Source organism: Streptomyces sp. ADI95-17, from assembly GCF_003846175.1.
Taxonomy (GTDB): domain Bacteria; phylum Actinomycetota; class Actinomycetes; order Streptomycetales; family Streptomycetaceae; genus Streptomyces; species Streptomyces sanglieri.
This window is the reverse complement of record NZ_ML123048.1, coordinates 281,617-301,068: the sequence shown is the minus strand read 5'-3', so window position 1 is coordinate 301,068 and position 19,452 is coordinate 281,617. Positions and strand designations below refer to the sequence as shown.

Annotated in this window: 22 protein-coding genes; 10 read left to right on the top strand and 12 right to left on the bottom strand. The window is 70.7% G+C overall.

What is annotated here, in order from left to right; all coding sequences use genetic code 11:
• The first annotated feature begins 395 nt into the window (after positions 1-395).
• The gene (locus EES42_RS24465) at positions 396-587 is read left to right on the top strand and encodes a hypothetical protein (protein ID WP_124720408.1); all 192 of its coding nucleotides are present in this window, start codon (positions 396-398) and stop codon (positions 585-587) included.
• Here EES42_RS24465 and EES42_RS24460 read toward each other — a convergent pair.
• Positions 557-1,063 carry a hypothetical protein gene (locus EES42_RS24460; RefSeq protein ID WP_124720407.1) on the bottom strand — a complete coding sequence of 169 codons (507 nt, stop codon included), beginning with the start codon at positions 1,061-1,063 and terminating at the stop codon, positions 557-559. The genes EES42_RS24465 and EES42_RS24460 overlap by 31 nt on opposite strands.
• Positions 1,064-1,746: 683 nt before the next feature.
• Here EES42_RS24460 and EES42_RS24455 point away from each other — a divergent pair.
• A complete protein-coding gene (locus EES42_RS24455) occupies positions 1,747-2,535 on the top strand; it encodes an SAM-dependent methyltransferase (protein ID WP_124720406.1) in 789 nt (262 codons plus the stop codon).
• Positions 2,536-3,283: 748 nt separating this feature from the next.
• Here the strand turns inward: EES42_RS24455 and EES42_RS24445 are convergent.
• The 5 genes from EES42_RS24445 to EES42_RS24425 all read right to left on the bottom strand — a co-directional run bounded on the left by EES42_RS24445 (position 3,284) and on the right by EES42_RS24425 (position 6,881).
• Positions 3,284-3,700, bottom strand: coding sequence for a hypothetical protein (locus EES42_RS24445; protein ID WP_124720404.1), 417 nt, complete (start codon positions 3,698-3,700; stop codon positions 3,284-3,286).
• 140 nt (positions 3,701-3,840) lie between these two features.
• Entirely contained in the window at positions 3,841-4,596 is a 756-nt protein-coding gene (locus EES42_RS24440; RefSeq protein ID WP_124720403.1) for a dienelactone hydrolase family protein, read from the bottom strand.
• A 43-nt stretch (positions 4,597-4,639) separates the two neighbouring features.
• Positions 4,640-4,978, bottom strand: a complete 339-nt coding sequence (locus EES42_RS24435; protein WP_124720402.1) for a hypothetical protein — start codon at positions 4,976-4,978, stop codon at positions 4,640-4,642.
• 108 nt (positions 4,979-5,086) lie between these two features.
• Positions 5,087-5,425, bottom strand: coding sequence for a DUF4158 domain-containing protein (locus EES42_RS24430; RefSeq protein ID WP_241196566.1), 339 nt, complete (start codon positions 5,423-5,425; stop codon positions 5,087-5,089).
• Between the two features lie 70 nt (positions 5,426-5,495).
• Complete coding sequence (locus EES42_RS24425; protein ID WP_124720401.1) at positions 5,496-6,881, bottom strand: hypothetical protein; 1,386 nt, start codon at positions 6,879-6,881, stop codon at positions 5,496-5,498.
• Between the two features lie 206 nt (positions 6,882-7,087).
• Between EES42_RS24425 and EES42_RS24420 the strand changes: the two genes are divergently transcribed.
• The gene (locus EES42_RS24420; protein ID WP_124720400.1) at positions 7,088-8,398 is read left to right on the top strand and encodes a molybdopterin-dependent oxidoreductase; all 1,311 of its coding nucleotides are present in this window, start codon (positions 7,088-7,090) and stop codon (positions 8,396-8,398) included.
• 325 nt (positions 8,399-8,723) lie between these two features.
• On the opposite strand, the gene EES42_RS24410 is transcribed toward EES42_RS24420, so the two are convergent.
• Genes EES42_RS24410 through EES42_RS24400 form a run of 3 tightly spaced genes read right to left on the bottom strand, consistent with a single transcriptional unit; the run spans position 8,724 to position 10,908 of the window.
• Positions 8,724-9,506 (bottom strand): class I SAM-dependent methyltransferase, encoded by a 783-nt coding sequence (locus tag EES42_RS24410; RefSeq protein ID WP_241196609.1) that lies wholly within the window; start codon positions 9,504-9,506, stop codon positions 8,724-8,726.
• A 23-nt stretch (positions 9,507-9,529) separates the two neighbouring features.
• Positions 9,530-10,207: a TIGR04282 family arsenosugar biosynthesis glycosyltransferase gene (locus tag EES42_RS24405; RefSeq protein WP_241196565.1), complete on the bottom strand. Its 678-nt coding sequence runs from the start codon at positions 10,205-10,207 to the stop codon at positions 9,530-9,532.
• The gene (locus tag EES42_RS24400) at positions 10,204-10,908 is read right to left on the bottom strand and encodes a glycosyltransferase family 2 protein (RefSeq protein ID WP_266488473.1); all 705 of its coding nucleotides are present in this window, start codon (positions 10,906-10,908) and stop codon (positions 10,204-10,206) included. Before EES42_RS24400 ends, EES42_RS24405 begins: the two co-directional genes overlap by 4 nt.
• 123 nt (positions 10,909-11,031) lie before the next feature.
• Here EES42_RS24400 and EES42_RS24395 point away from each other — a divergent pair, with 123 nt between their 5' ends.
• Both EES42_RS24395 and EES42_RS24390 read left to right on the top strand, forming a co-directional pair.
• Entirely contained in the window at positions 11,032-11,916 is an 885-nt protein-coding gene (locus tag EES42_RS24395) for a response regulator transcription factor (RefSeq protein ID WP_124720397.1), read from the top strand.
• A complete protein-coding gene (locus EES42_RS24390) occupies positions 11,913-13,019 on the top strand; it encodes a sensor histidine kinase (protein ID WP_124720396.1) in 1,107 nt (368 codons plus the stop codon). The genes EES42_RS24395 and EES42_RS24390 overlap by 4 nt, the downstream gene beginning before the upstream one ends.
• Positions 13,020-13,069: 50 nt before the next feature.
• On the opposite strand, the gene EES42_RS24385 is transcribed toward EES42_RS24390, so the two are convergent.
• A complete protein-coding gene (locus tag EES42_RS24385; RefSeq protein WP_124720395.1) occupies positions 13,070-14,206 on the bottom strand; it encodes an NAD-dependent epimerase/dehydratase family protein in 1,137 nt (378 codons plus the stop codon).
• A 208-nt stretch (positions 14,207-14,414) separates the two neighbouring features.
• Complete coding sequence (locus EES42_RS24380; RefSeq protein WP_124720394.1) at positions 14,415-15,284, bottom strand: helix-turn-helix domain-containing protein; 870 nt, start codon at positions 15,282-15,284, stop codon at positions 14,415-14,417.
• 153 nt (positions 15,285-15,437) lie between these two features.
• Here EES42_RS24380 and EES42_RS24375 point away from each other — a divergent pair, with 153 nt between their 5' ends.
• The 5 genes from EES42_RS24375 (at position 15,438) to EES42_RS24355 (ending at position 18,895) form a co-directional block, all read left to right on the top strand.
• Positions 15,438-15,764: a carboxymuconolactone decarboxylase family protein gene (locus tag EES42_RS24375; protein WP_124720393.1), complete on the top strand. Its 327-nt coding sequence runs from the start codon at positions 15,438-15,440 to the stop codon at positions 15,762-15,764.
• A 21-nt stretch (positions 15,765-15,785) separates the two neighbouring features.
• Complete coding sequence (locus tag EES42_RS24370; RefSeq protein ID WP_124720392.1) at positions 15,786-16,628, top strand: SDR family oxidoreductase; 843 nt, start codon at positions 15,786-15,788, stop codon at positions 16,626-16,628.
• Positions 16,629-16,731: 103 nt separating this feature from the next.
• Positions 16,732-17,154, top strand: coding sequence for a (R)-mandelonitrile lyase (locus EES42_RS24365; protein ID WP_124720391.1), 423 nt, complete (start codon positions 16,732-16,734; stop codon positions 17,152-17,154).
• A gap of 124 nt (positions 17,155-17,278) precedes the next feature.
• The gene (locus EES42_RS24360; protein WP_277426137.1) at positions 17,279-17,647 is read left to right on the top strand and encodes an alcohol dehydrogenase catalytic domain-containing protein; all 369 of its coding nucleotides are present in this window, start codon (positions 17,279-17,281) and stop codon (positions 17,645-17,647) included.
• Positions 17,648-17,731: 84 nt separating this feature from the next.
• Positions 17,732-18,895 (top strand): epoxide hydrolase family protein, encoded by a 1,164-nt coding sequence (locus EES42_RS24355; RefSeq protein ID WP_124720390.1) that lies wholly within the window; start codon positions 17,732-17,734, stop codon positions 18,893-18,895.
• A 99-nt stretch (positions 18,896-18,994) separates the two neighbouring features.
• On the opposite strand, the gene EES42_RS24350 is transcribed toward EES42_RS24355, so the two are convergent.
• Positions 18,995-19,393: a hypothetical protein gene (locus EES42_RS24350; protein ID WP_124720389.1), complete on the bottom strand. Its 399-nt coding sequence runs from the start codon at positions 19,391-19,393 to the stop codon at positions 18,995-18,997.
• Positions 19,394-19,452: the final 59 nt, after the last annotated feature.

Below are 19,452 nucleotides of genomic sequence, written 5' to 3'. Positions count from 1 at the left end.
CGGATCGGCGCCAGGACGGTACGTGCGGCACCCTGTTCCGGGCGGGGAACCCGGACTCCTGAGTCTGCTTCCCGGTCGCGTCGCGGTAGCGAATCTTGTACTCGTGGGGTACTTGGATCACCTGGACTGCAGGTGGTCGCACTCCTTGAAGAACGTGCCCCTGTGGTGAGGCAGGCTCGTGCGTGCTCTTCGCCCCCCGTCGGCATGGCTGGGGGCGCGGTTGTGCCTGCCGCGGGCCGGTTCCGCGGGCGGTGGGCAGTTGGGATCGATGTAGTGCCACTGCCCGTCCGGATAGGATGCGCCCCACGAACTTGGCCGTACGGGTGAGGGGTTGGTGACAGAAGGTGTTCGGGGGCAGGAAGAAGGAGGGCGGGCTGCCGAGGATCCCGCGGGGCGTGGATCCACGGCGAGCCCGTGCCTTGCCGGTTGTGGCCGAGGCGCAGGCCGACGCGCGCATGTTCATGCTGGGCGGCGACACCTTCCGGGCGCTCAAGGTGATCGTGGACGCGACGGGCTACGACCTGCGCCAGGCCCGGGACATCGTGTATGCGCTGGTCTACGACATCGAGGTGCCGGGGGAGAGCTGAGCCGAGGCGCCGTCGAGGGTGCGTCCGCGGAGTGGCGGGACGCAGGACACAGCTGATGAACGTTGTTCACCGCGATCATTCACGTGCTGGTGAGCGGGCGTGGCTGTCCGCACCGGATGCCAGCGGGCGGCTTCGTCGTTCAAATGAGTCACGCGAGCCCCGGGAATCCCCAGGACCTCGACGATCCGCTCGGCAGCCTCCGAGGAGAAGAGACCAGCGGTCACACTGAGGACAAAACCGGGCACGGGGGGATGGTCCACCTGACGCAGCAGGATGAACGCCTCCTCCGCCGCCGGAGAGAAAGCGAAGCGGAACCACTCCGCGAAGTCGTCGTGGGCGATCTCCGGCGCACCCCAACGATCTTCGAGCACCGCGCGCTCGACGTCGATCTGGCTCAGCCACCTGATGTCGCGCGGGCTGACATCTTTTTCGGGGATCCGCTTCAGACGTATCGGATCCAGCTCCCGCAGATCCATGCCCATCTCACCTCCGTAACGACGCTGGGGACAGAGGCCCGTTCGTCATCGCCGCAGACGACGAAGTTGACGTCGGCCTTCACTTCAGCATCCCACGCCACGCCTGAGCGGTGGCGTTGCCTTCCTGCCCCGGGGCCATGCCCCACAGCTCGCCGGACCCGATCACGCTCCGAGCGACCACAGCCGACTGGCTCTCGGGTGGCGAGGCGGTGGAACGGGCCGGCTTGCCGAGGAATCCCCACCTCCTGGCGCCACAGCCCCTGCCCACCCCGGAAACTGACGCTGAACCAGGTCACTGGACCACACATCCGTGATATCTACATGCTCAGTTCGTATGTTTGTCGAGCCGAGACAGGAGACCCAGCCGCAGCCGACCAACTAGCTCGGAGAACAGGCAGCCTCCTACGAGGAGACGCTGCAGCAACCTGGACCGCGGCCTGAGAGACTTCCGTATCAACAGGCTGCACAGCCGCTGCGACCCCGCGGAGCCCCTGGGCGGGCAACCTGCGCCGGCGCTTCGTCACGTGTGGGCTGAGACCAGCAAGCCCAGCCTGCCGAAGGGGGTGCGGATTCAGGCCGCGAGCACGTATGGCTCCCTGGGCTGAAGGCCGACAACACTGCACGACCCGGCGCATCTGCGCCGGAACAGATCCGCGACATGTATGGAAGAAGCAAGGTTTCACATGAATAAGAACCCTGATCTCGAAGTTCAGATCCGCAGTGGTGTACCCCACTCCGCCCGCGTCTGGAACTACTGGATCGGAGGCAAGGACCACTACCCCGTCGACCAGGAGCTGGGAGACCAGGTCATCGCGACCTATCCTCAGACGCGAGACCTCGCCCTGGCCTCGCGGGCCTTCCAGGCCCGTGCCGTGCGGTACTTGGCAGGCGAAGCGGGAATCACCCAGTTCCTCGATATCGGGACCGGCCTCCCCGTACAGAACAGCACCCACGAGGTCGCACAGAGCATCGAGCCGAAGGCGCGCATCGTCTACGTCGACAACGACCCCCTGGTCCTGGCTCACGCCCGCGCGCTTCTCACGAGCGCCCCGGACGGCATGACGAACTACGTGCACGCGAACATGATGGACGCCGAACAGGTGCTCCAGGAGGCCGCGCAAACCCTCGACATGACACAGCCGATAGCCGTCATGGTGCTGTCCACACTGGGGCATGTCGATCCCCAGGCCGGCATCGACCTCATGCGGCGATACATGGCCGGCACCGTGGCCGGCAGCCATCTGGTTCTCTGTGACACGGTCGCCACGCCACAGACGCTGGCCGCTCAGGAAGCGTACGCGTCGGGGGACACCCCGCCCTATCTCGTGCGCCGGCCCGAGGAGATCCTTGCGAGCGCCAACGGCATGGAACTGGTCGCCCCGGGATTCGGGTCCATCTCACTGTGGCGTCCGAGCCCGGAGGAAGAAGTGGCCGAGCCCGTCGACCAGTGGGGGTTCGTCGCCCGCAAGTGATATGCGGCCCCACCCCGGTCCGGACCACACGATGGACACCACGGACCGGCTGGGTCCTGATGAACCGACTTCCACAGCCAAGGCCAGGGCGATGGGGGAGCCTTCGGCCGGCACAACGATCTCTTCTGCCCCCGCAGACAAGTCCGAGAGAGCAGATTTCCGATGTTTCCAGACACTCCGATCTTCAACCTCCTTGTTCAGGAAAAAGGCAATGTTCCGGACGAGGTTCGCGGAGCGGCCCAGCGCATTGAACGAGACCTGCAACTGGTCATACCGTCGATACAGCCTCCCGTGAACGCTGGTGCAGCCCAGCGCGGGCACGCTTTTCAACTGGGCATCTGACTGCATGACAGCAGGCCTCGCGGTTGCGCGACGACGAGCCCTGGAAGGCGGGCGCAGCACGTGAGCTGACGGAGCGGACCGGGCATCGGTCGACCTTGCCCACCGCGGCCGGCATCAGTGGCATCCGGCGCGGCGCTCCGGGCTCACCGACGTCCGACCGAATCGGATTCAGACGGTCCCCTTCGCCTTTGAGGTCACCAACAGGGACGGGTTGCCCAGATGCGCAAAAGGTGCCGGGTTCCGGCCAGTTTCGGAGCCCGGCTTCTGCGTGCCCACGGCCGGTTCGGGTTGCCGGCTGCTCGCCGACGAGTGTGATATCCGGCCGGCCGTGCCGAGCGACCGGGCCGTCGCTCTCCCCGCCCGGGGCTCCTGGTGCGTACGGCCGTCTCAGCGGCCTTGCCGGCACTCAGGGGTGCCCGTACCGCTCACACAGGAAGTACGTGGCTGGGGAGCCGCCGTCATCGAGGCAGATGCGGACGACGGCTGCACCACCGGGGACATTCGCATCGACAGGAACAGTGAAATTCGAGCTCATGCCACACACGTTGGCGCTGAATTCCCGGCTCAGTTCGACGTCGGCGCTGTCGAGGGTGAACACCGAGGTGCCCCGGCAGCTGAACCCGTCCACCGACTTCTGTTCGCCCGTCACGGTGACCGAACGGTTGTACCAGGTGATGGTGCCCCTCGTGTAGGTGTTCCCGACGGTGACGTCGAATGTGCTGGTCGGGTAGGCGGACGCCTGGGCGGTGGCGGCGGGCGCGCTCAGCAGCGTTCCTGCGGCGAGCGCGACGCCGCAGAGCGCAGCGGCGAGACGAGTACGCATGAGGTCTCCCGGAGTCGATGGCTGACCGATCGAGCGCGCTCTACTCTCCAGGCCGCGTATCGGCTGTGTCCAGCGGGCCGCGAAACAGGGACGGGACCGGAACACGCCAGAAATGTGCCGTAGTGACCGGTAAGCGCTGGTCAGCGGGTGGCCGAGCTTGGACTGACCAGATCCTCCGTCACGGGCAGGCACTCGGAGAGCAGGTCGACGACGTCGCGCCAGGCTCGCTGCGCGTGCCGTGGGTGGTAGCCGACGCCGGGACGCACGGTGTGGTCGACCGGCGGGTGGTGGAAGGCGTGCAAGGCACCGCCGTAGACCACGAGGCGCCAGTCGACGCCCGCGGCCTGCATCTCGGCGGTGAACGCGCTCCGTTGCGCGGGCGGCATGATCGGGTCTTCCGACCCGACCCCGGCCCACACCGGGCAGCGAATGCGCGCCGCCTCGCCCGGTCGGCCCGTGGTCAGCGCGTTGACTGTCCCGATCGCGCGCAGGTTGACGCCGTCGCGCCCGAGTTCCAGCCCGACGGCGCCCCCGGTGCCGTAGCCGATGGCGGCGATCCGGTCGGGGTCGGTCCGCGGTTCGGCGCGCAACACGTCGAGCGCCGCATGACCGATGCCCCGCATCCGGTCGGGGTTGGCGAGCAGCGGCATGCAACGGGCCAGCATCTCCTCGGGGTCACCCAAATAGCGCCCGCCGTGAAGGTCGAAGGCCAGCGTTACGTATCCCAGCTCGGCGAGAGCATCGGCCCGGCGGCGCTCGACGTCGCTGAGCCCCGTCCCCTCTGGCCCGAGCAGCACCGCGGGCCGGCGGCCGACGCCGGCCGGGAGTGCGAGGTGCCCGATCATCGTCAGACCGTCGGCCGGGTACTCGACCGTGCGCGTCGTAATCGTCGTCATGGGGCTGGACTTTAGTGATCGTCGAGCCCGGTCGGGCCGGGGTTCACCGCCGGCAGAACAGCGCGGATGAGTCGGTGATCTTCCCCACGGCGACTCCATCCATCCACACCTCGGTGTCGCCCAGCTCACCCAGCCATTCCAGGCGCTCGGTCAGTTCTTGAAATGCGACCAGGTCGGGCCTTTGGCGGGCTTCTTCAGACGGTTGAACAGCGTCGTCCCGTCGCTGTCGCGCTCCTCCAGCAGCCGCATGAGCCCCGCCCGCTTGAGGAGCGCTCATACGGTCGTGGATGCCTGCGCGGATCGAGACGTTCACCTCAGTGCGGATCTTCGAGGCCATCTTGTCAAAGGTGGAGAACCCCGGCAGCTCCAGCCCGGCCTCCACCACCTTCTCCAGCGCGATGTCGATCAGATCCGCCGGACGGTTCTTCGCCTCCGCCTCCTTGCCGATCGACTGCTCGACGATCCCCCCTGGCCCTGGCCTGGTCGTACGTCACGCCGACCCGCTTGCGGACCAGGCCACGGTGATGCTTGGCCGTCCTCTCGGCCCGGGACACCGGCAGCGTGCCCTCCGGTACGACTTCAACATCACGAGCAGGGCCGGCAGATGCTCATCGCAGTCGGTAGCGTCGGCCGCCCACTCCAGGTCCTCGCGAGTCGGTGAGAAGAACAGATGCAGCTCGTGCGTGGTGATCAGCCGCTTGAACCGCGGATACGCGGTCCGCTCGATCGATGTCACAACCCACCCCAGGGCCGGACGACGCTCGACATCACCGCCAACGACACTGCGCTGAACGGGTGACGGGCCGGGCGCTCGGGGCTTCGAGATCATCCCGTTGCCCCTTTGACGCGTATCTCGGTCACACCCCGGAAGGCGTACGCCACCGGCCCCGGGACAGCGGCTACCAACCCGTCCAGAGCAGGTGGTTGACCGCCAGGGCCACCCCTGCCTGCGCCGCCAGCCAGCCGCGCCGGCCCCGTGCGGGCAGGAGTGCGGCGGCGGGCAGCAGCCAGAGGATGAACGGCTGCCAGATCCGTTCCGTCTCCGCCTTGCTCATCCCGGACAGGTCGGCGGCCAGCAACGCGAGGAGGGCGGCGAGCACCAGCACGATCAGCCGGTCCTGGGCGGTCGCCGCCCTGGAACGCAGGGCGCTCGGCGCACCCGCCGCGACACGGCGCACGCCCGCGAGCGTCGCCGGCCCGGCGGCGACCGCGGTGCAGGCGAGATTGGCCCAGACCCAGTAGGAGTACGGCCGGACTCCACCCGCGCCCTGGTAGTAGCGCTCGACTAGCAGGTGGTAGGCCTCCCACCAGTTGAACCCCGCCAGTGTGAAGGCCGCCGGCACCACCAGAGCCCCCAGCACGAAGAGGGGGAGCGGCAGGGCGGTGCGGGTCAGCGCGAGGACCGCGACGAACAGGAGCGCGATGAGCGGCAGACCGTAACTCAGGTAGCAGAGCAGGCCGTACAGCAGCCCTGCACCCAGCGCGGCGGCTGCGGGGCTGCGGACCGTTCGGCTCGCGGCCAGGGCCAGCAGGGCGACGGACCAGGTGGCCACCCCGGTGAAGTAGCCGTCGGCCGAGGTACCCGCCCAGACCGCGACCGGTGCGAGGACGACGAACGGTGCGGCGCGGCGGGCGGTGCGCTCGTCCGCCAGGGCCCGGAGCGTGATCAGTGCGGCCACCACCGCGGAGGCCGCGGTCACGATGCACCAGACCCCGGCCCAGGAACCGCCGCCGAGTCCGATGCGGTCCAGCAGGACGAAGGTGAGTGTGGCGCCCGGCGGATGTCCGGCGACATGGGTGGGCCAGTTGTCCGGCGGTCCGATCAGGATGTGGTCGTTGAAGGTGCGCAGAGCGGCTCCGATGTCGTCGAAACGGCCGATGGCCCGCAGGTATTCGTGCTTCGTGGTGAGGCGCTCGGCGATGCCGCGCCCCCAGCCGTCGATCAGCGCGAGCGAGAAGATCCAGGCGAGCGAGGCGGTGTAGCAGCCGAGCAGCAGTGTCCGCCAGCGCAACCGGACGGCCAGGAGCGGACCGTGGGCGATGACGGCGGCGGCGACGGCGGGCGCGGCCACCGTACCGATCCCCCCATGCGGGTTCCAGGACGCGAGCAGTGGGGGCCAGTGGACGAAGAGGGAGTGGTCGGCGCTCTCGACGGCCCGGCCGACGAGCGCGGCGGCGGCGACCAGCACGACGCCCACGCCGACGGCGGCCAGGTCGCGGCGGTGCCCGGAGCGCTCTGCGGGAATCGGCTCGGTGATGTGCTCGGTGCGGTCCTCGGTCTTCACGCAGGCACCGTACGCACGGCGGGGCCCCGGAGACGGGTGCCGGCGGGGCGCGTCACCGAACCGTCAGATTCCCGGACACCTCGACGGGTGGGCGGGCCGGCAGGGCGGGTGCGGGTGCCGGGCCCGTACGCTCCCAGGGGTGACGTCATCGTTTCGTCAGGAGTCGCACCCCTCCCGCCCCGGCACCCCGGGCATAGCGTCGGAACATGGGCGACAGCCGTCGGAACAGTCCGACCCCTCACGCTTCCCTTTCCCGGTTCTCCTCCGGCCGTGCCGCGACGCTTCTCGAACGGCTTCCCTCGGCGCCAGGGTTCTGGCGCAGCCCCGTGCGGGGGGTCGGCTTCACCGCGGTCCTCGGGCTCGTCCTGCTCGCCGGGATCACACTGCTCTTCGTGACGGGCCTGCTGTCGTACGCCGCCTACAACCCGGACCTGAATCCGGTCAACGACAAGACGCCCGACAAGGGGCTGCTGGGTTTCTACCTCTTCGCCTGGCCGACCGGGCCGCACTGGCTGTACCGGCTGACGCAGGGGCTGCACGTCACCGTGGGGATCGTCCTGGTCCCCGTACTGCTGGCGAAGCTCTGGTCCGTGGTCCCGAAGCTCTTCGCACTGCCGCCGGTCCGTTCCGTCGGGCACGCGCTGGAGCGGATCTCGCTGTTGCTGCTGGTGGGCGGGGCGTTGTTCGAGTTCCTCACCGGGCTGCTCAACATCCAGCTGGAGTACCTGTTCCCGGGCTCCTTCTACCCGCTGCACTTCTACGGGGCATGGGTGTTCTTCGCCGCGTTCCTCGCCCACGCGGGGCTCCGGGTGCCGCAGGCCGTACGGGTGCTGCGGTCGGGCGGACTGAGCGGGAAGGTGCGCGACGATCCGCTGGAGTCCCCGGATCCCGCCGGGCCGACCATCTCCCGGCGTGGCGCGCTGGCCATGGTGGGCGCGGGCTCACTGCTCCTGCTGGTCACTTCGGCCGGACGGAGCTTCGACGGGCCGGCGAGGCTGTTGGCCCTGCTCACCCCGCACGGCGCCGCCGAACCCGGATCGGGACCTGACGGTTTCCAGATCAACAAGACGGCCGCCGCGGTCGGCATCACCACGACCGAAACGGGGGAGGGCTGGTGGCTCACCGTCAGCGGCCCGGCCGGGAACCTCCGGTTCACCCGGGAACAGCTGCTGGCCATGGACCAGTACAGCGCGGCGCTGCCGATCGCCTGCGTGGAGGGCTGGTCCACCTCGGACCAGTGGTGGCGCGGCGTACGGCTGAGCGATCTGGCGGCGCTCGCCGGATACCCGGACCGGCCACCGGGTGTACTGGTGGAATCGGTCCAGCGCAGCGGTCCGTTCCGCCGGGCGGCACTCCGCGACAACCAGGTGCGCGACCCGCGTTCGCTGCTGGCCCTGCAGGTCAACGGCGAGGACCTGTCACCCGATCACGGATACCCGGCGCGGATCATCGTCCCGGCCGCACCCGGTGTACTCAACACCAAATGGGTGGGCCGGCTGACCTTTGGAGAGCTGTGAACAGAGCGAACCCCCGTACCCTTGTGCGGCGTTGGTACGGCGAGGGGACACTGCACCTCGTCCTGATGGCCGCCTCCTTCGCCCTCGCGGGATATGCGGGGGTGCGGCTGCTGGCGGGGGACACGCTCGGCGTCGCGGTGTGGTTCGTGGGCGCGGCCCTGGTGCACGACCTGGTGCTGGTTCCGCTCTACGCGTCGGCGGACCTGCTGCTGCGCCGGTGTTCCGGCCGGCGTTCCGGCTCGGTGAACTACGTCCGGGTTCCGGCCTTCCTCTCCGGACTGCTGCTGCTCATGTGGTTCCCGTTGATCACCCGGCAGGCTGAGCACTATGAGCCGTACAGCGGGCTGTCCCCCGACGTGTTCCTGGGGAACTGGCTGCTGATCACGGCCGTGCTGTTCCTGGGTTCCGGGCTCTGGCTGGTGTTCCGGACGGTCCGGCCGCGCCGCAGCGAGACGAAGGAGCGCCCGTCCGCGTCCCACTGATCGGCGGGGTGCAGCCCGTGGGGGCGGGCGTATCCCAACAGCGCGGGTGTGCCGAGCCGGGCCCATGGGAACGGGTCGGCCGCGGCCGGTCCGGAGCCGGCGGCGCGTCCGTCGTCCAGCTGGACCAGGACCTGCTCGTCGATGTCCTGCGGCGCGGTCTCGGCGACGAGGAGGCCGCCCGGCGCGAGCAGTTCCGCCGTGCGGTGCAGAAGGCGCCGCGGGTCGCCGCCGATGCCGACATTGCCGTCGACCAGCAGGACGGTGCCCCAACGCCCCTCGCCCGGCAGCGGTTCGAAGACCGAGCGGCGCAGGGCGGAACCCCCGAGCCGTAGGGTGCGGTCGACCGCGGCCTCGCTGACGTCGATGCCGAGCGCCCGGTGACCGCGTGCCGCCAGCGCGGCGACCAGCCGCCCGGGCCCGCACCCGATGTCCAGGACGGGGCCTTCGCAGCGGCTCAGCGCCGACAGGTCCGCGGCGTCCGCGACGGCGCACCAGCGTTCCACGTCCAGCGGCAGCAGCCAGCCGTCCGTACGGCGGAGGAAGAGTGGACCGTGCCCGTTGCGCAGGGCGTCGGCGTACGGGTCGGTGCCCCACGACGCCACCTCCGGGAGCGGCGCGCTGAGCATGCCCCGGTCCGGACCCGTTCGGCTCATCGGACCGCCCCCCGGGTCAGCCGGGCGAGTTCGGCGGCGAAGGCACCGTGCGGTGCGAGAGCCGCGACGTCCACGGCGTCGGCTGCCGTGTCCACGTCCCGGAGCCGGGGAAGATCGCGCACGGTCAGTCCGGCGTCGACCAGCCGGCGACGCTGCACGGCACCGGTCTCGGGCACGGACATCGGCACACCGCGCAGCAGCCCTGGGTCCGGCACCGCCAGGCCCAGTGCCCAGAAGCCGCCGTCCTCGGCGGGACCGAACCAGGCGTCACAGCGCTCCCAGCCCCCGGGGGAGAGCGCGGGGGCCAGATCGGCCGCCGTGATCTGCGGGGTGTCCATTCCGATCAGGAGCGTCGGCCCCGTACAGGCGCCGAACGCGGCGGCGAGCCGTTCGTCGAGACCTCCCGGGCCCTGCGGCACCACTTCGATGCCCGGCGGCAGCCACGGCCCGGGCGCCCCCTCCAGGACGACCGCGCGCCGCGCGGCGGGCAGCGCGGCGACGGTACGCAGGGTGTCACCGAGGGCCGCCTCGGCGAGCCGCGCGGCCTCGGCCGGGGCGAAGGGCGGGGTGAGCCGGGTCTTGACCCGGCCGGGCAGCGGCTCCTTCGCGATGACCAGCAGTGTCGTCACCCCGGTCGGAGCCGCGCGAGGCGGGTCCGGCTTCGCCGGGCTCACCGGGAGACCCCCGCCCGGACCGGAGGTTCGCCCAGCACGGCCCGCATGTCGCGCACCGCGTGCCAGGTGCCCAGCCAGGTGCCGGTGACCTTCGACTTCCCCGTACGCGCGAGATAGGGCACATCCGTCTCGGTGACCCGCAGTCCCGCGTCGGCCGCCCGCACCACCATCTGGAGCGGGTAGCCGCTGCGCCGGTCGGTGAGATCGAGCGCCAGCAGATCGGCCCGGCGCGCGGCCCGCATCGGCCCGAGGTCGTGCAGCCGCAGCCCCGTGCGGCGACGCACCATGCGGGCCAGCGCCGCATTGCCCGCCCGCGCGTGCAGCGGCCAGGCACCACGCCCCTCGGGGCGGCGGCGGCCGAGCACCAGATCGCTCTCGCCGTCGGCGACCCGGCGGACGAAACCGGTCAGCAGCCCGGGATCCAGGGAGCCGTCGCAGTCACAGAAGCAGACGAACTCCGCCGCGGCGGCGAGCAGCCCGGCATGGCAGGCGGCCCCGAAGCCACGCCGCGGTTCATGCACCACCACCGCGCCGAGCGAGCGGGCCAGCTCCGCCGAGCCGTCGGTCGAGCCGTTGTCCACGACGATCGCCCGCCAGCCACGAGGGACCGAGGCCAGCACCCCGGGCAGTGCGGCGGCCTCGTCCAGGCACGGCAGGACGATGTCGGCACGTGGGCCGGAAGTATGGGAGAGAAGGTTCACCCGGATCACCCTACGGAGCGAAAACCGACAATTCGGGTTCCGGATTCTTACGAAATATGGACGTCGCCGGGCGGCGGCACCGGGCCGTCCCCGGACCGCCGAGGCAGGTGCCAAGGTGGTGACATGCATACGACGGACACACCGCCGCCCGTCCCAGCCGCCGGGGAGCCTCCGGCGCACCCCGGTCGGCAGGCCTGCCCGGCCCCCGGTACGAACGCCCCCGATGCCCGCGGCCATGTACTCGTCGTGGACGACGATCCCACCGTCGCGGAGGTGGTCACCGAATACCTGTCCAGGGCCGGGTACGAGGTGGCCCGGGCAGCGGACGGCCCGGCCGCGCTGGAGCAGTACGCCGCCCGCCGCCCCGACCTGGCAGTCCTGGACCTGATGCTGCCCGGCATGGACGGGTTCGAGGTCTGCCGCCGCATGCGGGAGCACGGACCGGTGCCGGTCGTCATGCTGACCGCGCGCGGCGACGAGGACGACCGCATCCTGGGCCTGGAGACCGGGGCGGACGACTATGTGACCAAGCCGTTCAGCCCCCGCGAACTCGTCCTGCGCGTCGACTCCGTACTGCGCCGCGCGAGGACCGCCACCCCCTCCGGCCGCTCGGAACTGCTCAAGGGCGCGGGCCTGGTCCTGGACCCCGTGGCCAGACGCGTGACGTGGGAGGGCCGGGTGCTGGCCCTCACCCTGCGGGAGTTCGACCTGCTCGCCTTCCTGCTGCGCCACCCGGGCCGGGTGTTCACCCGCGAGGAGCTGATGCGCGGGGTCTGGGGATGGGACTTCGGTGACCTGTCGACCGTGACCGTCCATGTCCGCCGGCTGCGCGGGAAGGTCGAGGCCGATCCGGCCCGCCCGGAGCTGATCCGCACGGTGTGGGGCGTCGGCTACCGCCTGGACCTGCCGCCGGACCCGGCCACCGGCACCGCCGCCTCCACGCCTGCCACCGCCACCGCCGCCTCCACCGGCATTGATTCCGATTCCGGCCCCGGAACGCCGTCATGACCGACATCCTCCTCATCGCGCTCTTCGCGTTCCTGGGCGCCGCCGCGGCCGGGCTGCTCGGCGCACTCGTGCTGCGGCTGTCCCGGCACCGTTCGCTCGCCGTCTCCATGAGCGTCGTGGCCGCAGTGGCCGTCACCGCGATGCTCGCCGGGACGCTGGCCGTCGCCCGGGCGATGTTCCTGTCGCCGCACGACCTGACGGTGGTCACCACCGTCGTCGCCATGGCCGCCGTCGTCTCGCTGGTCACCGCGGTGCTGCTGGGCCGCTGGGTGGCGGCGAGGAGCCGCGATCTGACGCTCGCCGCCCGCTCCTTCGGTGACGGCGGCACCTTCGCCGCCCCAGAGGCCCCGGCCACCGCCGAACTCGCCGCGCTCACCCGCGAACTGGCCGCCACCAGCACCAAACTCGACGCCTCGCGCGCGCGGGAGCGCGCCCTGGAGACCTCGCGGCGGGAGCTCGTCGCCTGGATCTCGCACGACCTGCGCACCCCGCTCGCCGGTCTGCGCGCCATGTCCGAGGCGCTGGAGGACGGCATGGCCGTCGACTCGGGGCGCTATCTGCGGCAGATACGCACCGAGGTGGAGCGGATGAACGACATGGTCGGCGACCTCTTCGAGCTCTCCCGCATCCACGCCGGTTCGCTCACCCTGAGCCCCACCCGGATCTCCGCCCACGACCTGGTGGGCGACGCGCTCGCCGGTGCGGACCCACTGGCCCGCGAGCACGGCGTGCGGCTGGTCGGCGACCGGGTCGAGGCGGTGCCCGTCGAGGTCGACGGCAAGGAGATGGGCCGGGTCCTGGGCAACCTCCTGATCAACGCGATCCGCCGTACCCCTGCCGACGGCACCGTCGCGGTGGCCGCGCACCGGACGGGCGGCGGGGTGGTCCTCTCGGTGACGGACGGCTGCGGCGGCATCCCGGAGGAGGACCTGCCCAGGGTCTTCGACACCGGCTGGCGCGGCAGCCACGCCCGTACGCCCCCGGCCGGCGCGGGGCTCGGACTGGCCATCGTGCGAGGAATCGTCGAGGCGCACGCCGGCCGGGCGGAGGTCCGCAACGTCACCGGCGGCTGCTGCTTCGAGGTGACCCTGCCGCCGGCCTGAGCAGGGACACCGCCGGGTGGCAGCCCGGCCGAGGCCCACCCGACAGGCTGTCAGGCGGACGGGCCCGCGGCCGCCTCCCGCAGCGATGCCGTGGCGAACCGGGCCATTCCCTCGGCGAAACCCACTTCCGGCTTCCAGTCCAGTTCGTCGCGCAGCCGCCGCGAGTCCGCCGTGACATGGCGTACGTCCCCGAGCCGGTACTCACCGGTGACCACCGGCGCCGGGCCGCCGTGGGCCGCGGCCAGGGCCGTGGCCATCTGGCCGATGGTGTGCGGCTGTCCGCTCCCGGTGTTGTACGCGGCGAAGCTGCCCGGACGGCGTCCGGCGACCGCCTCCAGCGCCACCGCGTTCGCGGCCGCCACGTCCCGTACATGGATGAAGTCCCGGCGCTGGCCGCCGTCCTCGAAGACCCGGGGTGCCTCCCCCCTGGCCAGCGCCGAACGGAAGAAGGAGGCGACACCGGCGTACGGGGTGTCGCGCGGCATCCCGGGGCCGTACACGTTGTGGTAGCGCAGCGACACCGCACTTCCGCCCGACGCGCGGGCCCAGGCCGCGGCGAGGTGTTCTTGGGCGAGCTTGGTCGCCGCGTACACATTGCGCGGGTCGGTCGGAGCGTCCTCCGTGACCAGCCCGGACTCCAACTCGGCACCGCAGTGCGGACAGTGCGGTTCGAAGCGGCCCGCCGCGAGATCGGCCTCCGCCCGCGGGCCCGGCCGGACCCCGCCATGACGGGGACAGGAGTAGCGGCCCTCCCCGTACACCACCATCGATCCGGCGAGCACCAGGCTCCGTACTCCCGCCGCGGCCATCGCGGCGAGCAGTACGGCCGTTCCCAGGTCGTTGCAGCCGACATACTCCGGGGCATCGGCGAAGTCCTTCCCGAGGCCGACCATCGCCGCCTGGTGGCACACCACGTCGATGCCCCGGAGCGCACGGTCCACGGCCTCGCGGTCACGTACGTCCGCGTAGATCATCCGCCTGCCGCTGCCGCTGCCGCTGCCGCTGCCGCTGCCGCTGCCGCTGCCGCTGCCGCTGCCGCCGGTGGCTTCGGCGGGCGGGGCTGCCGTGCCGCCGTGCGCCGAGGGGAGCAGGGCGTCGAGCACCACCGCCTCGTGCCCGGCGGAGGTGAGCGTCCGTACGATTTCCGACCCGATGAACCCGGCGCCGCCGGTGACCAGTACACGCATACGCCCAAGCTAGGCCCCCCGGAGCCGAGCCGTCCGCCTCTGCTCCGGCACGTCACGGGACCGTAAGTGTCGTCCCGGTGAGGCTGCGCGTTCTGCTCACATGCTCCGGCCGTGGCGTTCCGCAAGGGCGGCGAGGGGCCGGGCCGGTCGGCTCGCGGGTCGGCCGAGCCGGCGAGGCCAAGGCGTTCCAGCCAAGCCCTGCGGGCGCTCAGTCAGTGGGTTCTGTGATGGTGCGGTGCTGGTCGGCCGCCCAGGAGGCAAGGATCCGCAGGCCGTCGTGGGTGGAAGAGCCGACTTCGGCGGTCCAGACGACGAGCTGCTGGTCCGGGTCGGTGCTGGCCGTCAGGGTGTCCCAGTCCAGGGAGAGCTCACCGGCGACCGGGTGGTGGAGAACTTTCGTGCCCACGCCGAGCGTGGAGACATGGTGCGCGGCCCACCACTGACGGAAGTCCTCGTCCTGAACGCACAACTCGCCGACCAGAGAAGTCAGCCGGGGATCGTCCGGATACTTCGCCGCCTCCATGCGCAATTGCGCAACCGCAGTACGGGCAACGCCCTTCCAGTCGGCATACAGGGTACGCATCGCCGGGTCGGTGAAAAGAATCCGCACGTAATTGCGGTGCTTTTCCGGTACCGCACCGAAGTCGGTCACAAGTGCCGCCGCGAGGGGATTCCAGGCGATGACATCCATCCGGCGGCCCATCACCACGGCGGGCGTGGCGGTGAGGTCGTCCAGGACCCTGCGCAGCTGCGGCTGCACCTTCTGCCGGGCCCGGCGGCGGGGCCGGGCGGCCTCTTTGCCCGCCAGGCCGAACACGTAGCGCCGCTGGTCATCATCGAGATGCAGGGCCTGGGCCACGGCCTCCAGCACCGGTGTCGACGGGGGCAGCCGGCCCTGCTCCACGCGTGTGTAGTAGTCGGTGGAGATCGAAGCGAGCTGGGCGACCTCTTCCCTGCGCAGCCCTGCGACCCGACGCTGCCCGCCGCTGTCGGCCAGGCCCACGGCTCGCGGGCTCAGCTCGGAGCGGCGGGCCTTGAGGAACTCACCCAGCTCGTTCAGATGCGGTGTCGGACTCATGCCCTCAGTGTGGCAGCGGAAGAGTCCGGCGTGAGGGGGAGGAATTCTTCCCAGGATGCTTCTTTCCCAGGAACAAATCCTCCTCTGCACGTGCGCCCACAGAGGTGCCAACCTGGAATTGCACCGGACAGCACGAGGGAAGGAAAGAGCGTCGTGCCGGAAAAGGAATCCGCAGCACAGCAGGCCATCGGCGACATCACCCCCAAGCTCGCCGACCTCACCGACCAGGTGCTCTTCGGCGACGTGTGGGAGCGCGACGGGCTCTCCCCACGAGATCGCAGCCTGGTCACCGTCACCGCACTGATCGCCCTGTACCGCTCCGACCAGCTCGGATTCCACCTCAGGCTCGCCCTCGAAAACGGACTGAGCAGGACGGAGCTGAGCGAGGCCATCACCCACCTGGCGTTCTGCACCGGCTGGCCCAACGCCATGGGCGCAGCCGCTCGGCTGAAGGCCGTCCTCGACGCCGCCCAGGACTGACACCACTACGCAGGAGCATTCATGAGCAAGGTCATCTTCGTTACCGGTGCGGGCCGCGGCCTGGGCACCGACATCGCCCGCCAGGCCCTGGCCGCCGGCCACCAGGTCGTCGCCACCGGCCGCCGCCCCGAAAAGGTGCTCGACGCGCTCGGCGGCGAGCAGGACAACCTGCTGGCCACCGCACTGGACATCACCAGCACCGCCGCCGCCCAAGCGGCCGTCGATGCTGCCGTGGCCCGCTTCGACCGCATCGACGTGCTGATCAACAACGCCGCGACCTTCCAGGCCGGCTACTTCGAGGAGATCTCCGAGGCGCAGATGCGGGCGCAGATCGAGACGAACCTGTTCGGCCCGATGAACGTCACCCGCGCCGTCCTGCCCGTCATGCGCAAGCAGCGTGCCGGTCACGTCGTCACGATCTCCTCGCTGGCCGGCGTGATCGGCCAGGAGTTCTGCGTCGCCTACGCCGCATCCAAGTTCGGCATCGAGGGCTGGATGGAGTCCCTGCACTTCGACCTGGAGCCCTACGGCATCAAGACCACGATCGTCGAGCCCGGCTTCTTCCGCACCGAACTCCTCGTGGACGCCTCCACCAGCTGGGCGGAGGACTCGATCGAGGACTACGCCGAACGCACCGCCGAGACCAAGAAGATGTGGCAGTCGATGAACGGCCGGCAGGCAGGCGACCCGGTCAAGCTCGCCGACGCCCTGCTGAGGGTCGTCGACCTGGACGAGCCCCCGCTGCGGTTCGTCGCCGGCGACGACGCCGTACCTGCCATCGAGGCCAAGGGCAAAGAGATCACCGACCAGGCCCACGCGTCGCGCGCTCTGGGCACCGGCCTCTCCCTCGACGACGCGGCCTGACGGCTCCGGCCCCGACACCTCCCGGGGCTGCGGCAGACACCGTCCTTCACTCGCGGCGCCACACCCGCCGCTGACACCTCCCCCCGTTCAAGGAGAGCCCGGCATGGAATTCGTCAAGCCCCAGCCCACCGGCAAGGGACCCGCGGAATGGTTCAACGGAGACGTCTGGTTCGACATCATCCACGCAGGAAAGGAACCGTCCCGTATCCGGGCCAACATGGTGCGCTTCGCCCCCGGCGCCCGCACGGCGTGGCACCACCACGCTGTCGGCCAGACCCTCCACGTCATCTCCGGCACCGCCCTGATCGGCACCCGTGACGGCACCGTCTACGAGGCCCACCCCGGTGAGACGGTGACCTGCCCGCCCGGCGAGGAGCACTGGCACGGAGCGACCGAAGACCGCTTCATGGAACACCTCGCCCTGTGGGACGCCGTCGCCCCCGGCGACGACCGGCCCGAGACCACCTGGCTGGAGCACGTCACCGACGCGCAGTACAACACCGAGCGCGCCCGCAGCAGCCACTGACCCCCGCGCCGGCCGCGAAAGGAGCCCCGCTCATGCCCGAGACCATGTCGCCCTGTTCGGCGGCACCGGACCTGACTGGACCGCCCGCCGGGTCCCCGTACCCGAGCCAGGTCCCGGGCAGATCGTGGTGCGCGCCCGCGCGACGGCCCTGAACAACGCCGACGCCTCCATGCTCGCCGGCGCCGACCCCACAGCAGGCGGCACCGGCCATGAGTACCGGGCCGGCTACGAGTTCGCCGGCGAGGTCACCGCCGTCGGCGAGGGCGTCGACACACCCGCCGTGGGCGAGCGGGTGACGGGCACCACGCAACCCGCACGGGACACCACTCTTGACCACGGTGCCCCATGCGGGTTCCGCGCTGTTCCGGGCCGGGGTCGCTGTCATCCGCCATCTGTAGTGCTCAGTCACAGCCATGCCAGGCCTGCTGCCGATCGTGCCGCGATCGCGCGTTGCGTTAGTCTCACTAACAATCTATCCTCGCTGGGGGATTGAACGTTAGTGATACAAACGATTCAGGTGCGAGGTGTTGTCGCCCCGACGCCTGGACACCGGGCAGAGCCCCTTGGAGTTGAGATCATGATCAAGCCGTTCCGCATCGACATCCCCCAGGCCGACCTCGACGACCTGAACGACCGGCTCACACGCACCCGTTGGCCCAACGAGGTCGTCGATGCCGGATGGGACTACGGCTTCCCGCTGGCACGGCTCAGGGAACTGGCCGAGTACTGGCGCGTCGGCTACGACTGGCGCGAGCACGAGGCGAGGCTCAACGAACTTCCGCACTTCACCACCGGGATCGACGGTCAGAACATCCACTTCATCCACGTCCGGTCGTCGCGGCCGCACGCGCCCGCGCTGATCCTCACCCACGGCTGGCCCGGTTCGTTCCTGGAATTCCTCGATGTGATCGAGCCGCTGTCACACGATTTCCACCTGGTGATTCCGTCCATTCCGGGTTACGGCTTCTCGGGGCCGACCCATGAACGCGGCTGGGACGTGGTCCGGGTCGCCCGGGCCTGGGCCGAGTTGATGCGCCGTCTCGGGTACGAGCGCTACGGGGCGCAGGGCGGCGACTTCGGCGCGGGCATATCGACGGCGCTGGGCGCGGTGGCACCTGAACAGGTCATGGGGGTACACGTCAACTACCTCCCGACCCGGCCCGATCCGGACGCCGGCATCGAACTGTCCGGGACCGACGAAGCTCGGCTGGACAAGGTCCGGCAATTGATGGCGAGCCGTCCCCCGTACCAGGCTCTCCAGGCCACCACCCCGCAGACCATCGGCTACGCCCTGACCGACTCGCCGGTCGGCCAACTGGCCTGGATCGCCGAGCGCTTCGCACAGTGGACGGACCCCCGCTCGCAGATCAGCGACGAGCGGATGCTCACCGACGTCTCGCTGTACTGGCTGACCGCCACCGCGGCCTCCTCGGCACGGCTGCACCGAGAGGCGCCGCGTCGGACCGAACCCTGCCCGGTGCCGCTCGGCGTGGCGGTGTTCGCCCACGACATCACGCAGTCGGTGCGGCCGCTGGCCGAGCGGCTCTACGACATCAGGCGCTGGTCGGAGTTCGAACGCGGCGGCCACTTCGCCGCGATGGAGGTCCCGGAGCTGCTCGCCGAGGACATCCGGGACTTCTTTCTCACCGATCTCAAGGACGACCACCGGCCCGCCACGCCATCGAGTTCCTCCAGCACCGGCCCCACCAGCCCCACTGACCCCACCGGCACCCGCCGATGACAACACCGTGCCCGCCGGAGCCGCCACGGCGCCGCCGAGCGGCCGACCGCCCTCCCGCGACCTCACCTGCCGACGGAGAGGGCGGGCGGGGGCGGACGTTCAACGTGGCGAGGCGCCGGACCCGCCGAACCACGCTTGGGTTTCCGGCTGGTTGGGCCGGACGAGGGCGAGGATCGCGGGCACCAGCCATGCGATCCCGAGGAGGGGCATCACCTGGAAGAACACCACGGTGAAGGGCAGGGCCGTCCAGCCGTAGGCGAAGGCCGAGGTCCGCAGGGCGGGGTTGCGGGTGGGGAACCCGACGGCGGTGGTGATGCCCCAGGCCGCGATGGCCAGCACCAGGATCCCGGCGAAGACGACCTGCCCCGAATGCGCCTCGCCCGCCGTCCGGCCCCACGGATTCGGCTCGCCCTCGCCCCAGATGGACGTGGCGATCTCCACGCTGTTGCTCACCAGGGCGAGCCCGAGCACGGCCTGCATGCCACCGAGGACCATCATCAGCGCCACCGGCTGCCCGCGGCCTTCCTGAAACCGCGGTGGGTACGCAGGCGCAAGGA

Bases quoted from the DNA above. Each gene is read 5' to 3' on its own strand.
- EES42_RS24445 (WP_124720404.1), bottom strand. From the start codon at position 3,700: ATGCGTACTCGTCTCGCCGCTGCGCTCTGCGGCGTCGCGCTCGCCGCA.
- EES42_RS24350 (WP_124720389.1), bottom strand. From the start codon at position 19,393: ATGATGGTCCTCGGTGGCATGCAGGCCGTGCTCGGGCTCGCCCTGGTG.
- EES42_RS24390 (WP_124720396.1), top strand. From the start codon at position 11,913: ATGACCGACATCCTCCTCATCGCGCTCTTCGCGTTCCTGGGCGCCGCC.
- EES42_RS24355 (WP_124720390.1), top strand. From the start codon at position 17,732: ATGATCAAGCCGTTCCGCATCGACATCCCCCAGGCCGACCTCGACGAC.
- EES42_RS24370 (WP_124720392.1), top strand. From the start codon at position 15,786: ATGAGCAAGGTCATCTTCGTTACCGGTGCGGGCCGCGGCCTGGGCACC.
- EES42_RS24380 (WP_124720394.1), bottom strand. From the start codon at position 15,284: ATGAGTCCGACACCGCATCTGAACGAGCTGGGTGAGTTCCTCAAGGCC.
- EES42_RS24440 (WP_124720403.1), bottom strand. From the start codon at position 4,596: ATGACGACGATTACGACGCGCACGGTCGAGTACCCGGCCGACGGTCTG.
- EES42_RS24385 (WP_124720395.1), bottom strand. From the start codon at position 14,206: ATGCGTGTACTGGTCACCGGCGGCGCCGGGTTCATCGGGTCGGAAATC.
- EES42_RS24365 (WP_124720391.1), top strand. From the start codon at position 16,732: ATGGAATTCGTCAAGCCCCAGCCCACCGGCAAGGGACCCGCGGAATGG.
- EES42_RS24460 (WP_124720407.1), bottom strand. From the start codon at position 1,063: ATGGATCTGCGGGAGCTGGATCCGATACGTCTGAAGCGGATCCCCGAA.
- EES42_RS24410 (WP_241196609.1), bottom strand. From the start codon at position 9,506: ATGCTCAGCGCGCCGCTCCCGGAGGTGGCGTCGTGGGGCACCGACCCG.
- EES42_RS24420 (WP_124720400.1), top strand. From the start codon at position 7,088: ATGGGCGACAGCCGTCGGAACAGTCCGACCCCTCACGCTTCCCTTTCC.
- EES42_RS24455 (WP_124720406.1), top strand. From the start codon at position 1,747: ATGAATAAGAACCCTGATCTCGAAGTTCAGATCCGCAGTGGTGTACCC.
- EES42_RS24430 (WP_241196566.1), bottom strand. From the start codon at position 5,425: ATGATCTCGAAGCCCCGAGCGCCCGGCCCGTCACCCGTTCAGCGCAGT.
- EES42_RS24395 (WP_124720397.1), top strand. From the start codon at position 11,032: ATGCATACGACGGACACACCGCCGCCCGTCCCAGCCGCCGGGGAGCCT.